The sequence below is a fragment of the Paracidovorax sp. MALMAid1276 genome (genome assembly GCF_049198005.1).
Classification (GTDB): Bacteria; Pseudomonadota; Gammaproteobacteria; order Burkholderiales; family Burkholderiaceae_C; genus Acidovorax.
Window position 1 is genome coordinate 1 of record NZ_JBMIRS010000243.1, and the last position, 24,762, is coordinate 24,762.

Here is a 24,762-nt window from a genome sequence, read left to right on the forward strand (position 1 = left end):
GGGCATGAATGCGACAGGCGCGGCCCCAGCCCGGGCAGCCGAGCAAGGGTTGCCCCGCAGCGAGGGCTGCGTCCCCCTGCCCGCAACGCGCAGCGTTGCGAGAGCGGGGGGAAGTGCCGCAGGCGCTCAGGGGGGGGTTCATCTCAGCACCGCCAGCGCAAACGGCAGGCTCACCATGCCCAGCAGGGTGGACAGCGTGACCAGCCCCGCCACATACGGCCCGTTGTAGCCCATGCGCGCGGCCAGCACGTAGCAGGTGGAGGCCGTGGGCAGGGCCGAGAAGGCCAGCAGCACCGTGGTCTGCACGGGGCTCAGCCCCAGCAGGCGTGCCATCGCAAAGGCAATGAGCGGCTGCACCAGGTGGCGGATGGACAGCACGGCCACGCTCAGCGCCTTGCCGCGCGCCAGCAGTCCGAACTGCAGGCCCGCACCCGCCGCCATCAGCCCCAGCGCCAGCGAGGCCGCGCTGATGCGGCCCACCGTGGGCGCGGCCCAGTCCGGAATGCGAAAGCCCAGCAGGTTGGCGGCCAGGCCCGACAGGGTGGCGATGATGAGCGGGTTGCGCGCCAGCTCACGCGCAAAGCTGTGCTTGCCGTGCCGCGCCATGGGCCACACGGCCGCCACGTTGAACAGCGGCACGCACACGCCGATCAGCACGGCGATCATGAGCAGGCCCTCGGCCCCGGCCAGGCGCTCGGCAATGGCCAGGCCGATGAAGGAATTGAAGCGGAACGCCACCTGCGCGCTGGCCGCGTGGTCGCGCGCATCGATGTGTCGGCCCAGCCACGGCCAGTGCGGCAGGCTGTAGGCAAGCGCAATGCCGGAAACGCCCATCGCCAGTCCCGCTGCTATGAGGCCCGAGGCCGCGCCGATGTCCACCGGGCTCTTGACGATGGATTGGAACAGCAGCACCGGAAACAGCAGGTAGTACACCAGGCTTTCCACCGGCTGCCACACCGTGCGGTTGAGCGCCGTGTAGCGGCACACCAGATAGCCGAAGAGGATGAGGGAAAAGTCGGGGATCAGGAGCTGGGCGTAGTTCACCCTGCCGAGAATAGCGGATGCCGCGCACTTCTTCGGGTTAGCCCTTATGTGGAATCCGCAGGGCGCCAACGCGCAGGTTGGGCATACCATCGGCGCTATCTGTCACCCCGCACAAGGAGAACTCCATGCAACGTCGTCAATGGCTCGCCCTGACCGTACTGGCCGCCGCAGCAGGCACCGCTGCCGCGCAGGGCTACCCCAACAAGGTGATCAAGCTGCAGGTGCCGTTTGCGCCTGGCGGCACCACCGACATCATTGCGCGCGTGATCGCCGACCCCCTGGGCAAGGCCCTGGGCCAGAGCGTGATCGTGGAGAACAAGGCCGGTGGCGGCGGCATCGTGGGCGCGTCCGAAACCGCCCGTTCGGCACCCGACGGCTACACGCTGGGCATCGCCACCGTCTCCACCACGGCCGCCAACCCGGCCATCAACCCCAAGACGCCCTACAACCCGCTGACCGACTTCACGCCCATCGTGAACATCGCGGCCACGCCCAACCTGATCGCCGTGAACCCCAGCTTCCCGGCCAAGGACTACAAGGCCTTTTTGGCCGAAGTGCAGAAGAACCCCGGCAAGTATTCGTATGCATCTTCGGGCACCGGCGGCATCGGCCATCTGCAGATGGAGCTGTACAAAAGCCTGTCCAACACCTTCGTGACGCACATCCCTTACCGCGGCGCGGGCCCGGCGCTGAACGACACGGTGGCCGGCCAGGTGCCGATCATCTTTGACAACATTCCCTCGGCGCTGCCCTTCATCAAGGACAACCGACTGGTGGCCATTGCCGTGGCAGCGCCCCAGCGCGTGGCCGCCCTGCCCAATGTGCCCACGTTCAAGGAACTGGGCCTGGAGCCCGTGAACCGCATGGCCTACTACGGCGTCCTGGGCCCCAAGGGCCTGCCCAAGGAAGTGGTGGACAAGGTGAACGCCGCGGTGCGCACCGTGCTGCAGGATCCTGCCGTGAAGAAGCGCATCGAAGACACCGGCTCCATCGTGGTGGGCAACACGCCCGAGCAATTTGCCGAGCAGATCAAGGCGGAATTCGCCGTCTACAAGGACGTGGTCGCCAAGCAGAAGCTCACGCTGGAATAAGTACCTCGGAAGTCCCACTGCGGTCTTCCCGCGCTGAACTGAAAAGCCGCCTGTGCCCGCAGGCGGCTTTTTTACGTGCTATCGTTTTTTCAATGCTCTCCGACAGCCTGAACGCGATCGATGCCTTTGTGGATGCCTTGTGGCTGGAAGATGGCCTTGCGCGCAACACCCTGGCCGCCTACCGTCGCGACCTCACGATGTATGCGCAGTGGCTGGCCGACCAGCAGCCCGCACTGGCGCTGGACGGCACGGCCGAGCACCACCTGCAGGCCTACTTTGCCGCGCGGCACACGCAGACGCGGGCTACATCGGCCAACCGCCGTCTCACGGTGCTGCGCCGCTACTTTCACTGGGCCCTGCGCGAACGGCGCATCAGCGCGGACCCGACCTTGCGCCTGCAGGCCGCGCGCCAGCCGCTGAGGGTGCCCAAGACGCTGTCGCAGGCGCAGGTGGAAGCCTTGCTGGCGGCGCCAGACCTGGGCCACCCCCTGGGCCTGCGCGACCGCACCATGCTGGAGCTGATGTACGCGAGCGGCCTGCGCGTGACCGAGCTGGTCACGCTGAAGACCTTTCAGCTGGGGCTGAACGAGGGCGTGCTGCGCGTCATGGGCAAGGGCAGCAAGGAGCGGCTCGTGCCCTTTGGCGAAGAGGCGCGGCAGTGGCTGCAGCGCTATCTGCACGAGGCGCGCGGCGCCATCCTGGGCGGGCAGCAGACGGACGACCTCTTCGTGACCCAGCGCGGCAGCGGCATGACGCGCGCCATGTTCTGGGTGATCGTCAAGAAATGGGCGCAGGTGGCGGGCATCACGGTGCCCTTGTCGCCCCACACGCTGCGCCATGCGTTTGCCACCCATCTGCTCAACCACGGCGCGGACCTGCGTGTGGTGCAATTGCTGCTGGGGCACGCCGACATCTCGACCACGACCATCTATACCCATGTGGCGCGCGAGCGGCTCAAGGCGCTGCATGCGCAGCACCATCCGCGCGGATAGCGGCTGGTTGGCGTGCGTCCCGGCCCCATCCATTCATTCATTCATTCATTCATTCATTCGTCCCCCCATTCGTCTCATCCATTCAAGGGAAATTTCATGAAAAAAATGTTCGTTGGTGCCTTGCTGCTGAGCGCGGCCACCGTGGCGTTTGCGCAGGCCTGGCCCACGGCCAAGTCCATCCGCATCGTCGTGGCATACCCCGCGGGCGGCGTGAGCGACAACGTGGCCCGCGCGCTGGCCGACAAGCTGGCGGTGCAGCTGGGCACGCCCGTGGTCATTGAAAACAAGGCCGGCGCCAGTGGCAGCCTGGGCATGGACGCCGTGGCCAAGGCCGCACCCGACGGCTACACGCTGGGCTTTGCGGCCGTGAGCCCGCTGGCGCTCAACCCGCACCTGGGCAAGTCCCCGTTCGACCCGCAAAAGGACATTGCCCCTGTGGTCAGCGTGATGTATTCCCCCGTCATCCTGCTGGGCACCTCCGCCAGCCCGGCAGCAGACTTCAAGGAGCTGATCGCCACCGCACAGGCAAAACCCGGGGCCGTGCGCTGGGCAACGTCAGGGCAGGCGTCGCTGGGCCACATCATGCTGGAGCAAATCGTGGGCAAGAGCAAGGTCCAGATCACCCACGTGCCCTACAAGGGTGGCGGCCAGCAGATGAACGATGCCCTGGGCGGGCAGTACGAGGTGCTGTCCACCAACGCGGGCCCCGCCGTGCTGCAGCACATCAAGGCTGGCAAGCTCAAGCCGCTGGCCGTGGGGGCGCCCGCGCGGCTGGACTCGCTGCCCCAGGTGCCCACGCTGGCCGAGCTGGGCCAGCCCGCCGCCAACATGTCGTCGCTGTTCGGCATCTACGCCCCGGCCCAGACGCCCGCTGCGGTCGTCCAGCGCATCAATGCCGAGGTGAACAAGGCCCTGGCCCTGCCCGACATCCGCAGCCGCCTGGAAGCCACCGACAACGTGCCCACCGGTGGCACCGCCGCGGAGTTTGCGCGCCAGATCGCGCAGGAGTCGGACAACAACGCCCGCATCATTCGCGAAGCAGGCATCCAGGCCAGCCACTGACGGGCCCGCAGGCATCCCCACTGCCATGAAAAAGGGCCCTGGATGACCAGGGCCCTTTCTTCGATGCCGGGTTGTCCGCGGGCTGGCGAGCGTTATTCCTCGTTCAGGCTCTCGGCCCAGGTCAGGGCCTGCAGGTGGGCCCAGTTGACCTGGCGGTTGGACAGGTGCAGCGCGTCGGCGTTTTTCGCAAACGCCACCTCGTCACCGCTTTCGCAGGCGATGGTCAGCTCCAGGAAGGGTGCAAACACGCCGGTGCCGCGCAGCAGCGCGTCCATCACCGGCTCGGGCAGGGCCACGGATTCAAGTGCCTTCTCCAGCGGCACGCCCAGCATGGTGTCGAGCAGCGAGAACACGCCCACCACAAACGCGTTGTCGCATTCTTCCGGGGGCAGCAGCTCGGCCGCCAGCAGCTCCATCAGGCGGCCACGCACCACGGCGGTCTGGCCCACGGCCGGGGGGGCACCGCCCGCGCGCGAGGTGGTCATGAGCAGGGCGGCCCAGCGGAACAGCTTCTTCAGGCCGAGGATCATCACCGCGTGGCGGAAGGACGTGATCTCGCACGACAGGCCGAAGCCCGACGAGTTGATGAAGCGCAGCAGGTTGAAAGACAGCGTGGGGTCTTTCTTGAGCAGGTCTTCGATCTCGGCCGTGCTGGCCTGTTTGCGCACCAGATTGATGAGCTGGATGATGGTGGCCTGTGAGGGGCGGATGGTGGTGGCCTTGACCAGCGAGGGCTTGGCAAACCAGTAGCCCTGAAAGAGCTTCACGCCCAGACCGCGCATCAGCTCGTACTGCTCGGCGGTTTCCACCTTTTCGGCCACCAGCGTGGCCTGGCTGTGCGTGGTGGCAAATTTGACCAGCGGGGCGGCCAGCTCGGGCTTGAACGCCTGCATGTCGAGCTTGACGAAGGCTGCCAGCGGCAGCCAGCTGGTGTAGGCGCGCTTGAGCGCCTGCTGGTCGAACGCCAGGCGAAAGCCCCGGGTGCGCAAGGCGTGCAGCGTGGGCACGCGGCCTTCGATCTCTTCGGGTGTGGCGCCTTCGGGCAGGGGCGGCACTTCGAGCACCACCTTCTCGGGGTGGATCAGCTCCAGGTGGCCGCCGGAGAGGCTGTCGTGCGTGCAGTTGATGAACACCGTCTTCTTGCCCACCAGGGCCTCGGTGCCTGCATACGACAGGGCGTTGAACAGCAGGGCGGCGTCGCTGGCGGCGGTGTGCGAGTCCGACGCGGTGGAGCGGTCGAACAGCTCATAGCCATAGACCGCTCGGGCTTCGTCCACGATCGCCTGGCGGGCGATGATGGCGATGTTCTCGTCAATGGCTTCCATCGCTAGGGATGCAGCCTCCGGGGTGTCTTGTTCAGGTGTGCTGGACATGGGTCTGCAGTAGTGGGTGCAGGGGCTCTGCGTTGATTGATTCTAGACCCCTAATTCGCGACCGCGAACGATTGCTTTGCACATCGGTTGCGCGGGCCCGGCAGGGCGCATCGCCGGGTCACTGCGTGAGGTGGTCGGCCCAGGCCAGCGCCTGCAGGTGCGCCATGTTGATCTGCTGGCTGGAGAGGTGCAGCAGGCCCGCCGTGCGGTTGAACACCGCATCGTCGCTGGACTCGCAGGCCTCGGCCAGTGTGAGCAGATCGCCCAGGAAGCCCTCGCGCCGCAACAGCGCCGCAGCCACGGGCTCGGGCACGTTCAGCAGGCCGATGGCCGACTCCATGGGCATGGAGAGCATCACGTCCAGCAGCGAGAAGATGCCCACCACGAAGGCCTGATCGGCCTCCTCCGGTGGCAAGGTTTCCAGTGCCAGCAGCTCCATCAGCCGGCCGCGCTCCACGGCGGTCTGCCCCACGGACGAGGGCGCGCCGCCGGTGCGCGAGGCCGTCAGCAGCAGCGCCGCCCAGCGGAACAGCTTCTTCAGGCCCATCAGCATCACGGCCTGGCGGAAGGACGTGATCTCGCGGTTCAGGCCGAAGCCCGCCGAGTTGATGATGCGCATCAGGTTGAATGCGAGCCCGGCGTCCTTCTTCAGCACAGCCTCGATCTCGTCCGTGCTGGCCTGTTTGCGCACCTGGTTGATGAGCTCGATGATGCTGGCCTGCGAGGGCGACAGCAGCTTGGCCTCGACCAGCGAGGGACGCGCGAACCAGTAGCCCTGGAACAGCTGCACGCCCTGGCTGGAGACCATGTCGTACTGCTGGGCGGTCTCGACCTTTTCCGCGATCAGCTCGGCCTTGGAGTTGCGGCCTGCATAGCTGATGAGCACGGCCAGCTGGTCGGGTGCGAGCACCGACAGGTCCAGCTTGATGTAGTCGGCCAGCGGCAGCCACGGAGCGTAGGCGGACTGCAGCACCGTGTGGTTGAACGCCAGATGGAAGCCCCGGTTGCGCAGCTCCTGAAGGATGGGCATGCGGGTGGCCACCTCGTCGGCCGCAGCGTGGCCGAGCGGCGGAATCTCCAGCACCACTTTGTCCGGGTCCACCAGCTCCAGGTGGCCGCCCGCCAGGCTTTCGTGGGTGCAGTTCACAAAGATGAGCTTCTTGCCCACCAGCTCGTCCGTGCCCGCGTGCGACAGCGCGGTGAACACCAGGATCACGTCGGTGGCGGCCGTGTGCGCTGCGCCGCTGCGCGACCGGTTGAACAGCTCGTACCCCACGACCACCTGCTGCGCGTTGACGATGGCCTGGCGCGCGATCATGGCGACCGAAGCCTGATTGCCCGGTGGCGGTGCGGAAGAAGTGCCGGGGGCGGAAGGTGAAGTCATGGAGGTCATCGTGAAAGAGGGACGCGGCACACAGGATGCAGGCCGGTGCAAATTGTAGGAGTCATCGAATCCCGGGGCGGCTGAATGCCTTCTCAGGCCTGCTGCAGCCAGCGCAGCTCTGCGTCGGAGAACCCGGCCTTGCGGCGGGCGGCCTCGTTGAAGGGCGGCTTCAGCCGGGGGGCTTCGTACTGGCGCACCAGGGCGCCGTAATGGGTTTCGGGGTCCAGCCCCTCCCGTTCGCACAGCCAGCGGTACCAGTGGTTGCCAATGGCCACATGGCCCACCTCGTCGCGCAGGATGATGTCCAGAATGCCCACGGCCGCCAGCGCGTCGGGCGTGCCCACCTGGCGCAGCTTGGCCTGGATCTGGGGCGTGGCGTCCAGCCCGCGCGCCTCCAGCGTGCGGGGCACCAGGGCCATGCGGGCCACGATGTCGTGCCGGGTCTTCTCGCACATGGTCCACAGCCCCTGGTGGGCTGGAAAGTCGCCATAGTCGTGCCCCTGCTGGCGCAGGTGGTCGCGCAGCATGCGAAAGTGGCGCGCTTCTTCGCCGGCCACCAGCATCCAGTCGGTGTAGTAGGCGGCCGGCATGCCGTCGAAGCGCCATACGGCGTCCAGCGCGAGGTTGATGGCGTTGAACTCGATGTGGGCAATGGCGTGGATGAGCACGGCTCGGCCCTCGGCCGTGGCGGGCGAGCGGCGCGCCACCTCGGTGTGGCGGCGCAGCTCGGGGCGGGCCGGGCGCCCGGGCAGGGCGCTGGGGTCGGTGGGTGCGGCGGGGGGGGAGTCTGCTATTGAAAGCGTAGCTGCCTGCGCTTGCAGGTCAAGCGCTGCGGCCGCTTTTTGTTCGGGGTCTGCAAGGCACAAGACCTGCAGTGCACGGTGGCGAAGCTCCATCCTTACAATTCTAGGCCTTGCCATCGGGCGCAAAGCCTCACGCTTTGTAACCGTTGGCGACCTCTTTGGGAGCGCCGCTGCACGGACGCTCTTTTCATTTTTGCGGAGCGGGTGCATGGCGATTTACGAACTGGATGGAGTGGCGCCTCAGCTGGCGGCGTCGGCCTGGGTGGCAGACAGCGCCCAGGTGATGGGCAACGTGGTGCTGGGCGAGGACGCCAGCGTGTGGTTTGGCACCGTGGTGCGCGGCGACACCGAGAGCATCACCATCGGTGCGGGCTCCAACATCCAGGACGCGAGCGTGCTGCATGCCGATCACGGCAAACCGCTGGTCGTGGGTGAGCGCGTGACGGTGGGCCACCAGGTGATGCTGCACGGCTGCACCATCGGCGACGAGTCGCTGATCGGCATTGGTGCCGTGGTGCTCAACGGCGCAAAGATCGGCAAGCACTGCCTGGTGGGCGCGGGCGCGCTGGTGACCGAGGGCAAGGAGTTTCCGGACGGCTCGATGATCATCGGCAGCCCCGCCAAGGCCGTGCGCGAACTCACCCCCGAGCAGATCGAGGGCCTGCGCCAGAGCGCACAGCACTACATCGACAATGCGCGCCGCTTTCAAAAAGGCCTGCACAAGATCGGCTGAAAGGCCATCGCTTTATTTTCTGGAATCCCTTGAGTGTCTGAACTCCACAAGTTTCTATTTGACGGCCTGCCGGTGCGCGGCATGATCGTGCGCCTGACCGACGCCTGGACCGAGATCCTGCGCCGCCGTGCCAGCAACACCTCCACCGGCGCCTACCCGGAACCCGTGAGCGAGCTGCTGGGCGAGATGGCGGCCGCGGGCGTACTCATGCAGTCCAACATCAAGTTCAATGGCGCGCTGGTGCTGCAGGTGTTTGGCGATGGCCCGGTGAAGCTGGCCGTGGCCGAGGTGCAGTCGGACCTGAGCCTGCGGGCCACCGCCACGGTGAACGGCGAAGTGCCCCCCGACGCGAAGCTGAGCCAGATGGTCAATGTGGGCGGCGGCGGCCGCTGCGCCATCACGCTCGACCCCAAGGACCGCCACCCCGGCCAGCAGCCGTACCAGGGCGTGGTGCCGCTGCATGGCGACCACCACGAGAAGCTGGAGCGCCTGTCGGACGTGCTGCAGCACTACATGCTGCAGTCCGAGCAGCTCGACACCATTCTGGTGCTGGGCGCCAACCAGCAGGTGGCGGCGGGCCTTCTGATCCAGCGCATGCCGATCAAGGGCGAGGGCAACCTGGCGGCCGGCCTCTCGCACCGCGAGAACGAGGACCAGATCGGCCACAACGAGGACTACAACCGCATCGCCCACCTGGCGGCCAGTCTCACGCGCGAGGAGCTGCTGACGCTGGACGTGGACACCATCCTGCGCCGCCTGTTCTGGGAAGAAAAGCTGCTGCGCTTCGAGCCGCTGCTGGGCGCCACCGGCCCCCGCTTTGCCTGCACCTGCAGCCGCGAGCGCGTGAGCAACATGCTGCGCAACCTGGGCGCCGAAGAGGCCGAGAGCATCCTGGCCGAGCGCGACGATATCGAGGTGGGCTGCGAGTTCTGCGGCCAGCAGTACCGGTACGACGCGGTGGACGCGGCGCAGATTTTCGTGTCCCCCGGCTCCGCGCAGCCGCCCGGGCCCACCGGGATCCAGTAGCCGCCATCGGGCGGCGGCGTGGCGGGCGCGAGACCGGCGCGGCCCGCCGTGGTCGGCTGCCGTTCAGCGGCCTCTCAGCGGCCTTTCAGCGTCCGTTCACGCCCTGGCCGGTCAAGGCCGTGAACAAGCGGTGCTCACATTCCGGGTCGCTGCACTTCTCGCAGTTCCATGCACGCAGTCGCGCGGGGCGTTCGCGCTCGAAGTCTGAGCCAAAATTGCCGTTAGCGCTTGATGGGTAAGGGTTTTCAGCTATTAAATTAATAGCTTTCAATGCGTGCTCCACCCGCTGCGGACCCTGCCCGTACACCACGCGGTAGGGCACGCCGGCACTGTCCAGCGCGGCGCGCAGCAGCGCGTCGCAGGCTTCCCGGGGCAGGGCGTCGGCCCGCGCTGGCAGGGTGGGCACCAGCGGTGGCGGCTGGTCCAGGCCCATCAGCAGGGTCAGGTGGGCCTGGCGGTGCCGTTGCAGCGCCTCCAGGGTTTTCAGGCCCGGCTCAGCGCTGGGCTGCACAGGCCGGGGCGTTGGGGTGGCGGCAGCGGCGGCAGTGTCGGCGGCGTCGCCACGGTCGGTCGCTGTCAGGGCCTCCAGCAGCGCCGTGGACGACTGAACGGACACCCGCTGCCCGTCAACGCGCCGCGCCAACGCCTCGGCCAATGCGTCGACCAAGGCCGCGGCGCCCGCGCCCGGGGCGCCGATCACCAGAATCAGTGCAGGGGTGGGGTGGTCAGCCATGGACGAAAACTCGGCAGGTCACGGGTGGGGGCACGCTGAACCGGGGCGGCGAGAGCGGATGGTGCGCGATGCGGGGGAGCGGAATGAGGGCGCGGCCCCGAGCCTGGCAGCCGCGCGTGATGGACAGAGGATGGGGCGGGCGCAGGCGCCCCGCTGTCAGCGCGGTGTGAACTGCACGTACACCTCGTTGGGCTTGACCATGCCCAGCTCGCTGCGCGCCTTTTCTTCCACCATGTCCAGGCCCTCCTTGAGGTCGTGCACCTCGGAGGCCAGGCGCTCGTTGGCCTGGCGGGCCAGGTCGTTGGCGGCTTTCTGAGCCTCGATCTGCCGCTGCATCTCGGTGACCCGCGGCACGCTGCCGCGCCCCAGCCAGAGCTGGGCGTGCAGCGCCACCAGCAGCGCCAGCAGGACGAACGGAAGCATGCGCGAGCCCATGGTGGTTGGCGTCACGCCTTCTCGTCAACAGCCAAGACGGCGGCGTGCATCGGGCACCCTGGGGCTGTGCAGCAGACGAACACCGCGCAACGCCCGGTCAGCGCAGGTTGTAGAACGCCGCGCGGCCGGGGTACTGGGCGATTTCGCCCAGGTCTTCCTCGATGCGCAGCAGCTGGTTGTACTTGGCGATGCGGTCCGAGCGCGACAGCGAGCCGGTCTTGATCTGGCCGGCGTTGGTGCCCACCGAGATGTCGGCAATGGTGCTGTCTTCGGTCTCGCCCGAGCGGTGCGAGATCACGGCGGTGTAGCCGGCGCGCTTGGCCATTTCGATGGCGGCAAAGGTTTCGGTCAAGGTGCCGATCTGGTTGATCTTGATGAGGATCGAGTTGGCGATGCGCTTGTCGATGCCTTCCTTCAGGATCTTGGTGTTGGTCACGAACAGGTCGTCGCCCACCAACTGCACCTTGTCGCCCAGGCGCTCGGTAAGAATCTTCCAGCCGTCCCAGTCGCCTTCGTGCATGCCGTCTTCGATGCTGATGATGGGGTACTTGTCCACCCAGGCCGCCAGCATGTCGGTCCACTGCTGGGCCGTGAGCTTGAGGCCGCCTTCGCCTTCCAGCACGTACATGCCGTCCTTGTAGAACTCGCTGGCCGCGCAATCGAGGCCCAGGGCGATCTGCTCGCCAGCCGTGTAGCCAGCGGCTTCAATCGCTTGCAGGATCAGGCGGATCGCGGCTTCGTGGTTTTCAACGCTGGGGGCAAAGCCGCCTTCGTCGCCCACGGCGGTGCTCATGCCCTTGTCGTGGATGATCTTCTTGAGCGCGTGGAATACCTCGGCACCCCAGCGCACGGCCTCGCGGAACGTGGGCGCGCCCACGGGGATGATCATGAACTCCTGCAGATCGAGGCTGTTGTTGGCATGCGCACCGCCATTGATCACGTTCATCATGGGCACAGGCAACTGCACGCTGCCCATGCCGCCCAGGTAGCGGTACAGCGGCAGGCCGGATTCTTCGGCAGCTGCGCGCGCCACGGCCATCGACACGGCCAGCATGGCGTTGGCGCCCAGGCGGCTCTTGTTCTCGGTGCCATCCAGGTCGATCAGGGTCTTGTCCAGAAAGGCCTGCTCGGAGGCGTCGAGGCCCAGCACGGCTTCGCTGATCTCGGTGTTGATGTGTTCCACGGCCTTGAGCACGCCCTTGCCCAGATAGCGGCCCTTGTCGCCGTCGCGCATTTCAATGGCTTCGCGGCTGCCGGTGGAGGCGCCCGACGGCACGGCGGCGCGGCCCATCACGCCCGATTCGAGCAGCACGTCGCATTCGACGGTGGGGTTGCCGCGGCTGTCCAGCACTTCGCGGCCTACGATGTCAACAATGGCACTCATGATGATTTCCCGTTTCTAGATAACAAAAACCAACAGCCGAATCCCACTGCAACCGCAGCCAGAGGGACCAGCAAAAACTGTGCGGCAGTGGCCGCGTATCGGCAGGCGATGCCTGGGAGTGTGAAGTCAATGGTGCACAGAGCCCGCGCCAGCCAATCCAGATGATCACCTTGCCAGCTCAGCGTCGCCCAGCCCGCAAAAAGGCCCAGCCCCAGTGCGATCGCCAGCTTCACTCACACCCCTTCGACACACACCATGCGCATGACGGCGGCGCCTTCACGGGCGGCCTTGGCTTTCTGGTACTCGGGCGTGTCATAGAAGGCGCGGGCGGCCTCGAAGCTCGGGAACTTGAGCAGCACGGTGCGGCCGGGGTTCCAGTCGCCCTCCAGCACTTCCACCTTGCCGCCGCGGATGCACACCTCGGCGCCATGCGCCTGCATGGCCAGCGTGCTCCACTTCTTGTATTCCTCGTACTGCTCCGGGTTGGTGACGGTGACGGATGCGATGACGTAACCACTGCTCATGATGTCTTCAGGCTCCAAAGTTGTTTTCGAGGAATCCGCTTTGCTTGGTGACGTCGTCGAGCGCCACCAGGGTCTCCAGCAAGGCCTTCATGTGCTTGAGCGGCACGGCGTTGGGGCCGTCCGACCAGGCGTCTGCCGGGCGGGGATGGGTTTCCATGAACAGGCCCGCCACGCCCACGGCCACACCGGCACGCGCCAGCACGGGCACCATGTCGCGCGCACCGCCGCTCACGGCGCCCAGGCCGCCGGGCTTTTGCACCGAGTGGGTCACGTCGAACACCACGGGGGCGCCGGAGTTGCGCATCTCGGCCAGGCTGGTCATGTCGGCCACCAGATTGTTGTAGCCAAAGCTCACGCCGCGCTCGCAGGCCAGAAACCGGTCTTCGGACAGGCCGGCCTCGGCCGCTGCGGTGCGCGCCTTGTCGATGACGTTCTTCATGTCCCAGGGCGCGAGGAACTGGCCCTTCTTGATGTTCACCGGCTTGCCGGACTGCGCCACGGCACGGATGAAATCGGTCTGACGGCACAGGAAGGCAGGGGTCTGCAGCACGTCGACCACGCTGGCCACTTCGGCCACATGCGAGGTGTCGTGCACGTCGGTCAGGATGGGCAGCTGCAGCTGGCGGCGCACTTCATCGAGGATCTTGAGGCCCGCTTCCAGCCCCATGCCGCGCTTGCTGGTGCCCGACGAGCGGTTGGCCTTGTCGAACGAGCCTTTGTAGATCAGCGGGATGCCCAGCGGCGCACAGGCCTCCTTGAGCTGGCCCGCCACCTCCATGGACATCTCCAGGCCCTCGATGGAGCAGGTGCCCGCGATCAGGAAAAACCGCTGGTCGAGGCCGACGTTGAATCCGCACAGCTGCATGGTGGAGCCCCTTTATGCCTTTTTGGCGGCTTGCTGGTGTTCCACGGCGGCCTTGATGAAGGCGTTGAACAGCGGGTGGCCGTTCCAGGGCGTGGACTTGAACTCGGGGTGGAACTGCACGCCGATGAACCAGGGGTGCACGCTGTGCGGCAGCTCGACGATCTCGGTGAGCTGCTCGCGCTGCGTGAGGGCCGAGATCACGAGGCCGGCCTTGCGCAGCGGATCGAGGTAGTTCACGTTGGCCTCGTAGCGGTGGCGGTGGCGCTCTGTCACCACGTCGCCATAGATGCTGTGGGCCAGCGTGTCCTTGGCCACGTCCGAGCTTTGCGCGCCCAGGCGCATGGTGCCGCCCAGGTCGGAGTTTTCGTCGCGCGTCTTGATGGTGCCGTCAGCATCCTTCCACTCGGTGATCAGCGCAATCACGGGGTGCTGGCAGGCGGGGTCGAACTCTGTGCTGTTGGCGCCCACCAGGCCCGCCACATGGCGCGCGTATTCAATGGTGGCCACCTGCATGCCCAGGCAGATGCCCAGGTAGGGCACCTTGTGCTCGCGCGCGAACTGCGCGGTGGCGATCTTGCCTTCCACGCCGCGCGCGCCGAACCCGCCGGGCACCAGGATGGCGTCGTACTTGGCCAGCTTCTGCGCTGCGTCGGCGCTTTCGATGGTCTCGGAATCCACGTGCTCGATCTTCACGCGCACATGGTTCTTCATGCCCGCGTGGCGCAGGGCTTCGTTCACCGACTTGTAGCTGTCGGACAGGTCGACATATTTGCCCACCATCGCAATGGTGACTTCGCCCTGGGGGTGCTCGGTGGCGTGCACCAGGTCGTCCCAGCGCTTGAGGCTGGTGGGCGGCGTGTTCAGGCGCAGCTTGTCGCAGATCAGGCCGTCCAGGCCCTGTTCGTGCAGCATGCGGGGCACCTTGTAGATGGTGTCCACGTCCCACATGCTGATCACGCCCCATTCGGGCACGTTGGTGAACAGCGAGATCTTGGCGCGTTCTTCTTCGGGAATGCGGCGGTCGGCGCGGCACAGCAGTGCGTCGGCCTGGATCCCGATCTCGCGCAGCTTCTGCACGGTGTGCTGCGTGGGCTTGGTCTTGAGCTCACCCGCAGCCGCGATCCACGGCAGATAGGTCAGGTGCACGAAGGCGGTGTTGTTGGGCCCCATGCGCAGGCTCATCTGCCGCACGGCTTCCAGGAAGGGCAGCGACTCGATGTCGCCCACCGTGCCGCCAATCTCGACGATGGCCACGTCCACGGCATCGGGAGAGCCAATGCCGGCGCCGCGCTTGATGAATTCCTGGATCTCGTTGGTGACGTGCGGGATGACCTGCACGGTCTTGCCCAGGTAGTCTCCGCGGCGCTCCTTTTCGAGCACGCTCTGGTAGATCTTGCCCGTGGTGAAGTTGTTGGACTTCTTCATGCGCGTTTCGATGAAACGCTCGTAGTGGCCGAGATCCAGGTCGGTTTCGGCGCCGTCGTCGGTCACGAACACCTCGCCATGCTGGAATGGCGACATCGTGCCCGGGTCGACGTTGATATACGGGTCTAGCTTGATGAGGGTGACTTTGAGTCCCCGCGATTCGAGGATCGCGGCAAGGGAGGCTGAGGCGATTCCCTTGCCGAGGGAAGACACCACACCGCCGGTGACGAAGACGAATTTGGTCATGTCTGAAGGGGGCCGCTTCGCGAGTGGCCCCCTGGTGGTGGGAAATCGGGATTATAGATGGCGCCCCGGCGGCACCCGGCTGGCAGGGCGCCCCTGTCTGCTAAATTCGCCGCATGAATGAGCTTGCTGGCAAACACATTGTTTTGGGTCTGACGGGGGGCGTGGCTTGCTACAAGGCGGCCGAGCTGTGCCGCCTGCTCATCAAGGAGGGCGCTACCGTGCAGGTGGTGATGACCGAGGCAGCAGAGCAGTTCATCACGCCGGTCACCCTGCAGGCGCTGTCGGGCCGCACCGTGTACGGGTCGCAGTGGGACGCGCGCGAACCCAACAACATGCCGCACATCAATTTGAGCCGCGAGGCCGACGCCATCGTCATTGCGCCGTGCAGTGCGGACTTCATCGCCCGTCTGGTGCAGGGCCGGGCGGACGAGCTGCTGAGCCTGCTGTGCCTGGCGCGTCCGATCGAACGCGTGCCGCTGTTGCTGGCGCCGGCCATGAACCGCGAGATGTGGGCGCATCCCGCCACACAGCGCAACCTGGCCCAGGTGGCGCAGGACGGGGCGGTGGTGCTGGGGGTAGGCAGCGGCGACCAAGCTTGTGGCGAGACCGGCGACGGCCGCATGCTGGAGGCCGAGGAAATCACCGAGGAACTGATCGCCTTCTTTGCGCCCAAGCACCTTGCCGGGCACAAGGTGCTGGTCACGGCGGGGCCCACCTTCGAGGCCATGGACCCAGTGCGCGGCATTACCAACCATTCCAGCGGCAAGATGGGCTTTCACATCGCGCGTGCGGCCCGTGAGGCCGGGGCCGAGGTGACGCTGGTGGCGGGGCCTGTGCATCTGCCCACGCCCCGGGGCGTGCGGCGCGTGGATGTGCAGTCGGCCCGCCAGATGCTGGCGGCGGTGGAGCAGCAGGCGGCCACTGCCACGGTGTTTGTCGCTACAGCAGCCGTGGCGGACTGGCGTCCCGCCCAGGCCTCCGAGCAGAAAATCAAGAAGGACGGTTCGGGCCTGGCGCCCACACTCGCCTTTACGGAAAACCCGGACATCCTGGCGTCGGTGGCCCAGTCGGACCGGGCGCGCAGCGGTGCGCTGTACTGCGTGGGATTTGCCGCCGAAAGCCATGATCTGCTGGCGCATGCCACGGCCAAGCGCGCGCGCAAGGGTGTGCCCCTGCTGGTGGGCAATATCGGCCCTGCAGCCTTTGGGCAGGACGACAATGCACTGCTGCTGGTGGATGCCGGCGGACACCGCGAGCTGCCCCATGCGTCCAAGCGGCTGCTGGCGCGGCAGCTGGTGCAGGAGATTGCGGCGCGGCTGCCGTCACTGCCACCGCGTGCCTGATTGCCTTTCTGACGTGCGGGAGCGTGTATGAAAACTGGCGCCACCAAACCCGAATGGGACACGCCGCCCAACGGTGACTTCGCGAGCTATGTGGAGCGCCTCACGGCATCGCCGCCTCCAGAGACCACCGCAAGCCGCACGGCGCGGGCCCGAGCTGCCGCCGCCCCCGCGAGCGCGGCGCCGCGAGAGGCCGCCAAGGGGGCAACCAGTCTGCCCCCCGAGCTCGCCACAGCGATGCTGCCCGTGCTGGGCGTTCTGCGCGCCGTCCGCGCGGTGCTGCTTGCGTTGACGTTGCTGCATGCCGGCTTGCTGTTCGTTGTAGGCCGTGGCTCGCTGCCGGGGCTGCTGGTGATGGCTGCGGTGTGGTGGGGGCTGGGAAGATTGCTGCAACTGGCTCCCGATCCGCGTGCTCGTGCGCGGGGCGGCAGCACCGCCGCCGCCAAGGCCCGCACAGAACAAGCCTTGCAGGAGCGGCTGCATCAGGTCGCTCAGACCCGCAACCCAGGAAAGAAGAAACAACCGTGAAGATCGACGTCAAGATTCTGGATCCGCGCATGGCGGAGCAGTTGCCCACCTACGCCACCCCCGGCAGCGCCGGGCTGGACCTGCGCGCCTGCCTGGACGCGCCATTGACCCTGCAACCCAATGCGTGGCAGCTCGTGCCCACGGGCATCTCGGTGTACATCAAGGACCCGGGCTACGCTGCCCTGATCCTCCCGCGCTCGGGCCTGGGCCACAAGCACGGCATCGTGCTGGGCAACCTGGTCGGCCTGATCGACAGCGATTACCAGGGGCAGCTGATGGTGAGCGCCTGGAACCGGAGCAGCGTGGCCTTCACCCTCGAACCCATGGAGCGCCTGGCACAGCTCGTGATCGTCCCGGTGGTGCAGGCGCAGTTCAATGTGGTCACCGAGTTCGCCGCCACCGAGCGCGGCGAGGGGGGCTACGGCTCGACCGGCAAGGCCTGAAGGCTTCCAGGAGTCTGCGCGGCAGAAGGAGCACCGGCGGCTGCAACGCACGATAAACCGGCCTTGCGCGTTTCGCTTCGATGCCTTCTGCCGCGCAGACCCCTGGCGCGCGCGCTGGCGCGGCCCGTGCGGCGCTGCGTAAGACGAGGCTTACCTGCCCTCGGGGGCGCAGATGACGCACCGCCCTGCCTGCGGTCTACGCCGCTGCTGCCCGCGTCCTTGTTCCAATCGGGTCAGAGCGCATCGAGGCGAAACCACCGATTGCCCTGCGCCCACTTTGACTCAAGGAGATCGATATGCTGAATATTCCCCGTCCTTTCGCGCTGGCTGGCGCGCTGGTGATCGCAGGTTCCCTGGGTGCCTGCGCCAGCAATCCCCCGCAGCAGCCCCAGTATTCCGGTGGCTATCAGACACCCGCTCCCGTGTATCCCTCCAACCCCGTGGGCACCGAATACGGGCGCGTGTCGAACATCGAGACGTTGCAGGGCCGTACGCAGGGGCAGACCTCTGGCGGCGGCGCCATTCTGGGTGCCGTCGTGGGCGGTGTTCTGGGCAACCAGATCGGCAAGGGATCGGGCCGCGCCGCGGCCACCGCCGTGGGCGCGCTGGGCGGCGCTGTGGCTGGCAATGCCATTGAAAGCCGCAACAACAGCAGCGACACCGTGCAGGGTTATCGCCTGTCGGTGCAGCTCGACCGCGGTGGCTACCGCGTCTATGACGTGAGCACGCCGGGCGACCTGCGCATCGGTGATCGGGTTCGTCTGTACAACGGGCAGATCTCGCGCATCTGACGGGGCCGCCCGGGTCCGCCAGGCTCTCCGCGAGCCGGGCGGGCCGTCTTTCAGTGCAGCAGGGAGCTGCCGGGGGCCTGCGGTTCGATGCGAAAGAACCCTGTCCCGGCCGTGCCCCGGCCAATTTCTTCTTCGGTCGCTTCGCGCACGGACTGCACGGTCAGCTGCAGCCGCAAGGCAATGCCCGCCAGCGGGTGATTGCCGTCGAGCACCACATGCTCGGGGTAGATCTCTGTGATGGTGTAGAGCGCGCTGCGCGGCGCGTCGGGGTTGCATCCCGCGGGCAATGCGGCGCCATCAAAGGTCATGCCCTCCTCGATCTCCGCCGGGAACAGCGCGCGCGGTTCCAGGAACAGCAGCTGGTCGTTGAAGTCGCCAAAGGCGTCCTCGGGTTCAAGGTGCAAGGCTAGCGTAGCGCCGGGGCTGTGGCCTTGCAGGGCCTCCTCGATACGGGGCAAGAGGTCGTTTCCGCCGACCAGAAATTCGACGGGGTCATCCAGTACGTCGAGCACCTCACCGAGCGTGTCCTTGAGCGTCCAGGTCAGTGCGACCACACATTGTTGGGTAATTTCCATAGGAGAATTGTCGCAGTTTGACTTCTCACGCGCCCCTCGCGGCACCTGACCTCATGGATATCGAGCACCCCTTGCCCCTGCTGGGCGGATTGACGCCTTCGCAGTTCATGCGTCGCCACTGGCAAAAAAAGCCGTTGCTGGTGCGCCAGGCGGTACCTCTGTTTGCGCCTCCGGTGCTGCGCGCCGAGCTGGTTGCGCTGGCAGCGCAGGAGGGGGTGGAATCGCGTCTGGTGCAGCGCGCAAAGGGCGCCTGGAAGCTGCGCCACGGCCCGTTTGGCCGTCGTTCCCTGCCCTCGCTGCAGCAACCGGAGTGGACCCTGCTCGTGCAAGGTGTAGACCTGCACAACGCGCAGGTTCATGATCTGCTGCAGCAGTTTCGTTTTGTGCCCGATGCGCGCCTGGACGACGTCATGATCAGTTATGCCAGCGACAACGGCGGGGTCGGGCCGCATTTCGACAGCTATGACGTCTTCCTGCTGCAGGCCCATGGCAGGCGCCGGTGGCGCATTGGCCGCCAAAAGGATCTGAGCCTGCAGGACGGCGTGCCCCTCAAGGTACTGGCCCGCTTCGAACCGGAAGAAGAATTTGTGCTGGAGCCCGGGGACATGCTGTACCTCCCGCCGCGCTATGCCCATGATGGAGTCGCCGAAGGGGGTGACTGCATGACGTATTCGATCGGTTTCAGGGCCCCATCGCGTGCCGAACTGGCGCATGAAATCATGGCGCGGTTTGCCGAAGAGGCGGCGGACGAGGGTGCCACGCCACTTTACGCCGACCCGCGCCAGCCAGCCGCTGAATCGCCCGCAGCGATACCGGCCGGCCTGCACGACTTCGCCCGCGCGGCGCTCGAGCGGGCGCTGGCCCAGCCCCACGCCATGGACCGCGCCTTGGGGGAATACCTCACCGAGCCCAAGGCCAGCGTGTGGTTCGAGCCGGGCGATGCCGGGGTGATGCTGGAGGGGGTGCGGCTGGACCGGCGCAGTCGCATGATGTATGACGCCAAGCATGTTTTCATCAACGGCGAGAGCTATCTTGCAGGCGGGCGGGACGCCACGCTGATGCGGCGGCTCGCCAACGAGCGGCAGCTGACCGCCCGCGATCTGGCCCGCGCCAGCGATGATGCGCTGGAGCTTCTTTCTGATTGGTGCGACCAGGGCTGGGCCCATTCCTGGAGCCAGTAGCGCGCCGCATACCGTAGCGCGCCGCACACTTTTGTTTGCGCAAAGGATGCCATTCCATGACCGAACTCACCGAGAACGCAACGCCTTCACCCGCTGGCGACCTGCCGGTCGGTCGATTCAGCAGCCGGGATGCCTTTCAGCAGATGGTGCGAGACGCCTTTGCAGCCGCGGCGCGGGAGGGCTGGCAGGAAATCATCATCAGCGACGCCCATTTTCACGACTGGCCCCTGGGCGAGCGCAGTGTGGTGGAAGCGCTGCAGGAGTGGGCGCACGGCAGCCGCCGTTTCACGATGCTGGCCTGCAGCTACGACGATGTGATACGGCGCCACGCGCGCTTCGTGCGCTGGCGTGGCACCTGGGACCACATCATCAGCTGCCGGCGCAGTCCGGCCGCCGACCCGCTCGACATTCCCAGCGCCCTGTGGTCGCCCCAGTGGGTGATGCACCGCCTCGATCCTGAGCGCTGCGTGGGGGTGTCGGGCACCGAGCCCGACCGCCGGGTGTTGCTGCGAGAAACGCTGAATGAGTGGGTGCGTGGCAAAAGCGCTCCCGGTTTTCCGGCCACCACCTTGGGGCTCTGACGCAGGCCTGCACCGAGATGGCGCGCAGCACATACTGCGTCCCAGCAGTCCTTGCAGGCCTGCCCCTTGTGGGGGTGAGGTGCTGCGGACCGCGTCAATGGCTTGTAAACCTTTCGTCAGTGTTAGTCAGTATTGACTAAATGCCAATATAATCCGGGGTTGCGCCAAAAAGGTGCAATTCAAGTGCATCGTGCCAATGCGTGCCGGGGCTGATGACAGGCCTGACGCCATGGCTTTTCAAGATTCTGTCTGTCCAACTAGGAACCTCTCAATGAAGAACTCTCTCGTTCTGGCCGCCCTGATCGCTGCTGCTGCACTCGCCGCCTGTGGCAAGAAGGAAGAACCCGCTCCAGCACCCGCTCCCGCTCCTGTGGCAGCACCTGCTCCAGCCGCTGAGCCAGCCGCATCCGCCGCTTCCGAAGCTGCTTCCGACGCTGCTGCTTCCGCTGCTGACGCTGCCAAGTCCGCCGCTGACGCAGCCGCTTCTGCTGCTACCGGCGCTGCTTCCGAGGCCAAGTAATCATTGCCGACTGGACCTTCGGCGTTGTTGCCTCTGTGTCTGCGTGACCGCAGGCCGCGGCGCCTCAGGCAAGACCCCGTACCTGCGAAGGACGGGGTTTTTTTTCGCCTGCCTTTTTTTTGCCTGCCGTGCGAGGGGGCTTCAGCCCACACCGAGCCAGTCGGTGCCGAGCAGCGGATCTGCCACCACCACCCGTTCTTCGTGCCAGCCCATGGCTTCTGACAGTGCCCTGCGCGCCAGCGCGGGCGCGTTGTTGCGCGCGCTGAGGTGGGCGGCCACCACGCACTGCAGTGCGTCGTGCCGCACAGCCCGCAGGATGCCCGCGCTCGCCGCATTGGCGAGGTGGCCGAACCGGCCGCCCACGCGGCGCTTCAGAAAGGCCGGGTAGCTGGAAGCGGCCAGCAGTTCGGGGTCGTGGTTGGCCTCGATCATCATGGCGTCGCAGCCTTCCAGCTGGCGCAGCACGTGGTCGCTCGCATGGCCCAGGTCGGTCATCACCGCCAGCGATGCTGTGCCGTCCGTGCAGCGCAGTTGCAGCGGTTCTCGCGCGTCATGCGGCACGGTGAAGGGCAGGGCGGACAAGGCGGGCAGATCGATGGGTTCCATGTCGCGCGCCACCCGCAGCCCGCCACCCAGGTCCGGGGCGCCCAGCGCGGCGTGCGTGCCCGCGCTCATCCACACGGGAAGGCCGTGGCGCACGGCCAGTGTCTGGGCGCAACCGATGTGGTCCGAGTGCTCGTGCGTGATGAACACGGCATCGATGTCCTCGATGCGCAGGCCGGCCTGCGCAAGGCGTGATTGCAGCTGGCGGATGCCAAAGCCGCTGTCCACCAGCAGGCGGCTCACGCGCGATCCGCCGGTGCCTTCCACCACAGTGGCGTTGCCGGTGCTGCCGCTGCCCAGGTTCTTGAATCGCAGCATGGCACGCCGTGTCGTCATGGGAGAGCGGGGCGGCACGGGCATGGAAATGCCCGTTGCCGCCCCGCCCCGGGGTGGATGCGAGTGCGTTACTTCAGGTCGTCGGCAATCACACGCACGATGCGCTCGGCGTTGGCCGAGGTCTCGGGCGCGCCGGCTTCGTTGAGCACCGACACCGTGGTCGATTCGCCCTGGCTGCGCACCACGATGCGGAATTTGAGGGGAGGAATGGCGTCTGCGGACCGGCTGAACAGCTTGCCGAAGAAGCCGGGTTCCTTCTTGTCGGTATTGGGGGCGACGTAGCGCACGAAGTAGGTGCCTTCGTTGCGGTTGCGGTCTTCGACCGTGAAGCCCGTGCGGTCCAGCGCCAGGCCCACGCGGCGCCAGGCGCGGTCAAAGCCTTCGTCCATCTGCACCACAGGCACGTTGTTCACCGTGGCCACGCGGGCGGTCGGTGCGCGCGGAGCGGCGGCCGCGGCCACCACGGCCTTGGACTGCTCCTGGCTCACGCCCAGCTTGACCATCAGGCGGCGCAGGAATTCGGTTTCGAGTTCCGGGTCGGACGGCCGGGGCTGCCAGACGGTGTTGTCCTTGGTCTGCGAGCCGTACACCTCGACCAGGCCCCGGTGGGTGATGTAGATCTCGGTGCCGCCGCTGGCGGTGCGTTCGAGGCGGGTGCGGAACTTGTCGCGCTCACCCGTGGAATACAGCGAATCGAGCAGCTTGCCGATGGTGGAGCGGATGAAATCCTGCGGCAGCTTGGCGCGGTTTTCGGCCCAGTCAGTTTCCATGATGCCCACGCGGGCGTCGGCCTGTTCCAGGTTGAAGCCGCTCTCTTGCCAGAAATCGCGCACGGGCTCCCACAGCTTGTCGGCCGGGCGGTTGACCACCAGCCAGCGCTGGTTGCCGTCGCGCGCGATGCGCACGTCGCCCATCTGCGCGGCTGCAGCGTTGGCCGTGCCCGAGGGCTGAGCGGCCTGGCCGGCCTGCAGCGCAGCGGCCGACACCGTGCCCCCGGGGACGGCGTAGCGGGAGTCGCGCGAGAGCTGGGTGAGGTCCGGCGGCACTTCCAGGGTGGAGCCCTTGGCGGCACTCTTGTAGTCGATCTTGTCGCCCTCAAGGGCGGCGCAGGCAGACAGGGCCATGGCAAGGGCCAGCAGGCTCAGGCGGGAGATAGCAGCGTTCACGCGGAAATCCTTGGGAAGTGTCTCGGAATAAGCGGGCGGGGCGCCCGGCTCAGATCAGGCCGCTGCTTCGCAGCGCGGCTTCAACCACCGCCTCGTTGCTGGTGGACAGCGGCGTCATGGGCAGGCGCATCGCACTGCCGCACAGGCCCATGCGGGCCATGGCCCACTTGACGGGAATGGGGTTGGCCTCGACGAACAGGTTCTTGTGCACGGGCATCAGCTGGAACTGGATTTCCATGGCGCGGCGGGCATCGCCCGCCAGGGCGGCCACGCACAGCTCGTGCATCAGGCGCGGCGCCACGTTGGCCGTCACGCTGATGTTGCCCTGGCCGCCGCACAGCATGAGGGCGACCGCCGTGGGGTCGTCGCCCGAGTACACGGCAAAGCCCTTGGGCACGTCGCGGATGAGCCACTGGGCGCGCTCGATGTTGCCGGTGGCTTCCTTGATGCCGATCACGCCAGGCACCTGGGCCAGGCGCAGCACGGTGTCGTGCTGCATATCGGCCACCGAACGGCCCGGCACGTTGTAGAGCACGATGGGCAGGTCGCCCGTGGCCTCGGCAATGGCCTTGAAGTGCTGGTACTGGCCCTCTTGCGTGGGCTTGTTGTAGTAGGGCACCACCTGCAGCTGGCTGTCTGCGCCCACCTTCTTGGCGAAGCGGGCCAGTTCGATGGCCTCGGCGGTGGAGTTGGCGCCGCAACCAGCCATGATGGGCACGCGCTTGGCAGATTGTTCGACCGCGACGCGGATGATCTCGCAGTGCTCTTCGACATTGACCGTGGGCGATTCGCCCGTGGTGCCCACCACGCCGATGCAGTCGGTGCCTTCGGCGATGTGCCAGTCGATGAGTTTGCGCAGCGTGGGGTAGTCCACGCTGCCATCCCCGTGCATGGGGGTGACGAGGGCGACGATGCTGCCGGTCAGGGGGACGGAGGGAAGGGTCATGTCCGCAGGGGTAAACGGTAAAGGGGCATTCTAACTAGGCGGCACCCACAAAAGATGTCGTGAGGCTGCGCCCGCCCCCGGGAGTTCCCGCACCGCCGTGATGCGCTGCACGAAACGGTCGGGGTTTTGCTGGAAGCCGTGTTCGTAAGCCACCACGCGCAGACCGGCGCAGGCCGCGATGAGTTCGCCCGGGTTCAGCAAAAAGTCGGGCCGCGCGGGACGGCCGATGGTTTCTTGGCCCAGCGCAAAGGTTTCGTAGATGAGCACGCCGCCGGGCGCCACGCTGGCCACGAGGGTGGGCAACAGCGGGCGCCAGAGGTAGTTGGTGACCACCACGGCGCCAAAGCTGCGCCCCGCCAGCGGCCAGGGGCCGTTTTCGATGTCGGCCAGCAGCATCTCGCCCAGCCCCTCGCAGGCGGCCAGCGCTTCGGCAGAACGGTCCACGCCCACCACGCTGTGCCCCAGGCTGTGCAGCCAGCGCAGGTGCCGCCCTGCGCCGCAGGCCACGTCCAGCGCTTCGCTGGCGGGCGCGATCAGGTGCGACCAGCGGCAGACCCACTCGGAAGGCGCTTCGGTGCCATGCATGTCGTTACTTCAAAAATGATAGCTGTCAGCGCTTGATGGATAAGCGC

The 24,762-nt window shown here is 66.8% G+C and carries 27 protein-coding genes; 12 read left to right on the forward strand and 15 right to left on the reverse strand.

Annotation, left to right across the window (positions count from 1 at the left end):
* Nucleotides 1–138 precede the first annotated feature (138 nt).
* Entirely contained in the window at nucleotides 139–1,044 is a 906-nt protein-coding gene (locus ACOQFS_RS20210) for an AEC family transporter (protein ID WP_421564605.1), read from the reverse strand.
* A gap of 125 nt (nucleotides 1,045–1,169) precedes the next feature.
* Here ACOQFS_RS20210 and ACOQFS_RS20215 point away from each other — a divergent pair, with 125 nt between their 5' ends.
* The 3 genes from ACOQFS_RS20215 to ACOQFS_RS20225 all read left to right on the forward strand — a co-directional run bounded on the left by ACOQFS_RS20215 (nucleotide 1,170) and on the right by ACOQFS_RS20225 (nucleotide 4,189).
* Nucleotides 1,170–2,135, forward strand: a complete 966-nt coding sequence (locus tag ACOQFS_RS20215; protein WP_421564606.1) for a tripartite tricarboxylate transporter substrate binding protein BugE — start codon at nucleotides 1,170–1,172, stop codon at nucleotides 2,133–2,135.
* 92 nt (nucleotides 2,136–2,227) lie between these two features.
* Nucleotides 2,228–3,127, forward strand: a complete 900-nt coding sequence (gene xerD / locus ACOQFS_RS20220) for a site-specific tyrosine recombinase XerD (RefSeq protein ID WP_421564607.1) — start codon at nucleotides 2,228–2,230, stop codon at nucleotides 3,125–3,127.
* Between the two features lie 96 nt (nucleotides 3,128–3,223).
* Nucleotides 3,224–4,189 carry a Bug family tripartite tricarboxylate transporter substrate binding protein gene (locus ACOQFS_RS20225; protein ID WP_421564608.1) on the forward strand — a complete coding sequence of 322 codons (966 nt, stop codon included), beginning with the start codon at nucleotides 3,224–3,226 and terminating at the stop codon, nucleotides 4,187–4,189.
* A gap of 92 nt (nucleotides 4,190–4,281) precedes the next feature.
* Here ACOQFS_RS20225 and ACOQFS_RS20230 read toward each other — a convergent pair whose 3' ends face one another.
* The 3 genes from ACOQFS_RS20230 to ACOQFS_RS20240 form a co-directional block, all read right to left on the reverse strand.
* The gene (locus tag ACOQFS_RS20230; RefSeq protein WP_421564609.1) at nucleotides 4,282–5,562 is read right to left on the reverse strand and encodes an EAL and HDOD domain-containing protein; all 1,281 of its coding nucleotides are present in this window, start codon (nucleotides 5,560–5,562) and stop codon (nucleotides 4,282–4,284) included.
* A gap of 118 nt (nucleotides 5,563–5,680) precedes the next feature.
* The gene (locus ACOQFS_RS20235; RefSeq protein ID WP_421564610.1) at nucleotides 5,681–6,946 is read right to left on the reverse strand and encodes an EAL and HDOD domain-containing protein; all 1,266 of its coding nucleotides are present in this window, start codon (nucleotides 6,944–6,946) and stop codon (nucleotides 5,681–5,683) included.
* A gap of 92 nt (nucleotides 6,947–7,038) precedes the next feature.
* Nucleotides 7,039–7,842, reverse strand: a complete 804-nt coding sequence (locus tag ACOQFS_RS20240) for a ferritin-like domain-containing protein (RefSeq protein ID WP_421564611.1) — start codon at nucleotides 7,840–7,842, stop codon at nucleotides 7,039–7,041.
* 115 nt (nucleotides 7,843–7,957) lie between these two features.
* On the opposite strand from ACOQFS_RS20240, the gene ACOQFS_RS20245 reads away from it, so the two are divergent.
* Together ACOQFS_RS20245 and ACOQFS_RS20250 are read left to right on the forward strand one after the other, a co-directional pair.
* A complete protein-coding gene (locus tag ACOQFS_RS20245; protein WP_421564612.1) occupies nucleotides 7,958–8,482 on the forward strand; it encodes a gamma carbonic anhydrase family protein in 525 nt (174 codons plus the stop codon).
* A 33-nt stretch (nucleotides 8,483–8,515) separates the two neighbouring features.
* Entirely contained in the window at nucleotides 8,516–9,508 is a 993-nt protein-coding gene (locus tag ACOQFS_RS20250; protein ID WP_421564613.1) for an Hsp33 family molecular chaperone HslO, read from the forward strand.
* An 85-nt stretch (nucleotides 9,509–9,593) separates the two neighbouring features.
* Here the strand turns inward: ACOQFS_RS20250 and ACOQFS_RS20255 are convergent, their stop codons facing one another.
* From ACOQFS_RS20255 to ACOQFS_RS20280, 6 genes are all read right to left on the reverse strand, one after another.
* Nucleotides 9,594–10,241 carry a hypothetical protein gene (locus ACOQFS_RS20255; RefSeq protein WP_421564614.1) on the reverse strand — a complete coding sequence of 216 codons (648 nt, stop codon included), beginning with the start codon at nucleotides 10,239–10,241 and terminating at the stop codon, nucleotides 9,594–9,596.
* Nucleotides 10,242–10,397: 156 nt separating this feature from the next.
* Nucleotides 10,398–10,676: a septum formation initiator family protein gene (locus tag ACOQFS_RS20260; protein WP_421564629.1), complete on the reverse strand. Its 279-nt coding sequence runs from the start codon at nucleotides 10,674–10,676 to the stop codon at nucleotides 10,398–10,400.
* A 97-nt stretch (nucleotides 10,677–10,773) separates the two neighbouring features.
* Entirely contained in the window at nucleotides 10,774–12,060 is a 1,287-nt protein-coding gene (gene eno, locus ACOQFS_RS20265) for a phosphopyruvate hydratase (protein ID WP_421564615.1), read from the reverse strand.
* A 233-nt stretch (nucleotides 12,061–12,293) separates the two neighbouring features.
* On the reverse strand, nucleotides 12,294–12,584 hold the full coding sequence (locus ACOQFS_RS20270) for a DUF1330 domain-containing protein (RefSeq protein ID WP_421564616.1): 291 nt from the start codon (nucleotides 12,582–12,584) through the stop codon (nucleotides 12,294–12,296).
* A gap of 7 nt (nucleotides 12,585–12,591) precedes the next feature.
* A complete protein-coding gene (gene kdsA / locus ACOQFS_RS20275) occupies nucleotides 12,592–13,449 on the reverse strand; it encodes a 3-deoxy-8-phosphooctulonate synthase (protein WP_421564617.1) in 858 nt (285 codons plus the stop codon).
* A 12-nt stretch (nucleotides 13,450–13,461) separates the two neighbouring features.
* Complete coding sequence (locus ACOQFS_RS20280) at nucleotides 13,462–15,120, reverse strand: CTP synthase (protein WP_421564618.1); 1,659 nt, start codon at nucleotides 15,118–15,120, stop codon at nucleotides 13,462–13,464.
* Nucleotides 15,121–15,233: 113 nt separating this feature from the next.
* On the opposite strand from ACOQFS_RS20280, the gene coaBC reads away from it, so the two are divergent.
* The 4 genes from coaBC to ACOQFS_RS20300 all read left to right on the forward strand — a co-directional run bounded on the left by coaBC (nucleotide 15,234) and on the right by ACOQFS_RS20300 (nucleotide 18,222).
* Nucleotides 15,234–16,463, forward strand: a complete 1,230-nt coding sequence (gene coaBC / locus ACOQFS_RS20285) for a bifunctional phosphopantothenoylcysteine decarboxylase/phosphopantothenate--cysteine ligase CoaBC (RefSeq protein WP_421564619.1) — start codon at nucleotides 15,234–15,236, stop codon at nucleotides 16,461–16,463.
* A gap of 234 nt (nucleotides 16,464–16,697) precedes the next feature.
* Nucleotides 16,698–16,988 (forward strand): hypothetical protein, encoded by a 291-nt coding sequence (locus tag ACOQFS_RS20290; RefSeq protein ID WP_421564620.1) that lies wholly within the window; start codon nucleotides 16,698–16,700, stop codon nucleotides 16,986–16,988.
* A complete protein-coding gene (gene dut / locus ACOQFS_RS20295) occupies nucleotides 16,985–17,431 on the forward strand; it encodes a dUTP diphosphatase (RefSeq protein WP_421564621.1) in 447 nt (148 codons plus the stop codon). Before ACOQFS_RS20290 ends, dut begins: the two co-directional genes overlap by 4 nt.
* A gap of 296 nt (nucleotides 17,432–17,727) precedes the next feature.
* Complete coding sequence (locus ACOQFS_RS20300) at nucleotides 17,728–18,222, forward strand: glycine zipper 2TM domain-containing protein (RefSeq protein WP_421564622.1); 495 nt, start codon at nucleotides 17,728–17,730, stop codon at nucleotides 18,220–18,222.
* A 50-nt stretch (nucleotides 18,223–18,272) separates the two neighbouring features.
* On the opposite strand, the gene ACOQFS_RS20305 is transcribed toward ACOQFS_RS20300, so the two are convergent.
* Entirely contained in the window at nucleotides 18,273–18,797 is a 525-nt protein-coding gene (locus ACOQFS_RS20305) for an FKBP-type peptidyl-prolyl cis-trans isomerase (RefSeq protein WP_421564623.1), read from the reverse strand.
* Between the two features lie 53 nt (nucleotides 18,798–18,850).
* On the opposite strand from ACOQFS_RS20305, the gene ACOQFS_RS20310 reads away from it, so the two are divergent.
* From ACOQFS_RS20310 to ACOQFS_RS20320, 3 genes are all read left to right on the forward strand, one after another.
* The gene (locus ACOQFS_RS20310; RefSeq protein WP_421564624.1) at nucleotides 18,851–19,978 is read left to right on the forward strand and encodes a JmjC domain-containing protein; all 1,128 of its coding nucleotides are present in this window, start codon (nucleotides 18,851–18,853) and stop codon (nucleotides 19,976–19,978) included.
* Between the two features lie 56 nt (nucleotides 19,979–20,034).
* Nucleotides 20,035–20,559 carry a hypothetical protein gene (locus ACOQFS_RS20315; protein ID WP_421564625.1) on the forward strand — a complete coding sequence of 175 codons (525 nt, stop codon included), beginning with the start codon at nucleotides 20,035–20,037 and terminating at the stop codon, nucleotides 20,557–20,559.
* 271 nt (nucleotides 20,560–20,830) lie between these two features.
* Nucleotides 20,831–21,079 carry a hypothetical protein gene (locus tag ACOQFS_RS20320; protein WP_421564626.1) on the forward strand — a complete coding sequence of 83 codons (249 nt, stop codon included), beginning with the start codon at nucleotides 20,831–20,833 and terminating at the stop codon, nucleotides 21,077–21,079.
* A 141-nt stretch (nucleotides 21,080–21,220) separates the two neighbouring features.
* Here the strand turns inward: ACOQFS_RS20320 and ACOQFS_RS20325 are convergent, their stop codons facing one another.
* The 4 genes from ACOQFS_RS20325 to ACOQFS_RS20340 form a co-directional block, all read right to left on the reverse strand.
* Entirely contained in the window at nucleotides 21,221–22,000 is a 780-nt protein-coding gene (locus ACOQFS_RS20325) for an MBL fold metallo-hydrolase (RefSeq protein WP_421564630.1), read from the reverse strand.
* 86 nt (nucleotides 22,001–22,086) lie between these two features.
* Nucleotides 22,087–23,142 carry an outer membrane protein assembly factor BamC gene (bamC, locus tag ACOQFS_RS20330; RefSeq protein WP_421564631.1) on the reverse strand — a complete coding sequence of 352 codons (1,056 nt, stop codon included), beginning with the start codon at nucleotides 23,140–23,142 and terminating at the stop codon, nucleotides 22,087–22,089.
* Between the two features lie 91 nt (nucleotides 23,143–23,233).
* Nucleotides 23,234–24,130, reverse strand: a complete 897-nt coding sequence (gene dapA, locus ACOQFS_RS20335) for a 4-hydroxy-tetrahydrodipicolinate synthase (RefSeq protein ID WP_421564627.1) — start codon at nucleotides 24,128–24,130, stop codon at nucleotides 23,234–23,236.
* 30 nt (nucleotides 24,131–24,160) lie between these two features.
* Nucleotides 24,161–24,715 carry a class I SAM-dependent methyltransferase gene (locus ACOQFS_RS20340; protein WP_421564628.1) on the reverse strand — a complete coding sequence of 185 codons (555 nt, stop codon included), beginning with the start codon at nucleotides 24,713–24,715 and terminating at the stop codon, nucleotides 24,161–24,163.
* Nucleotides 24,716–24,762 lie beyond the last annotated feature (47 nt).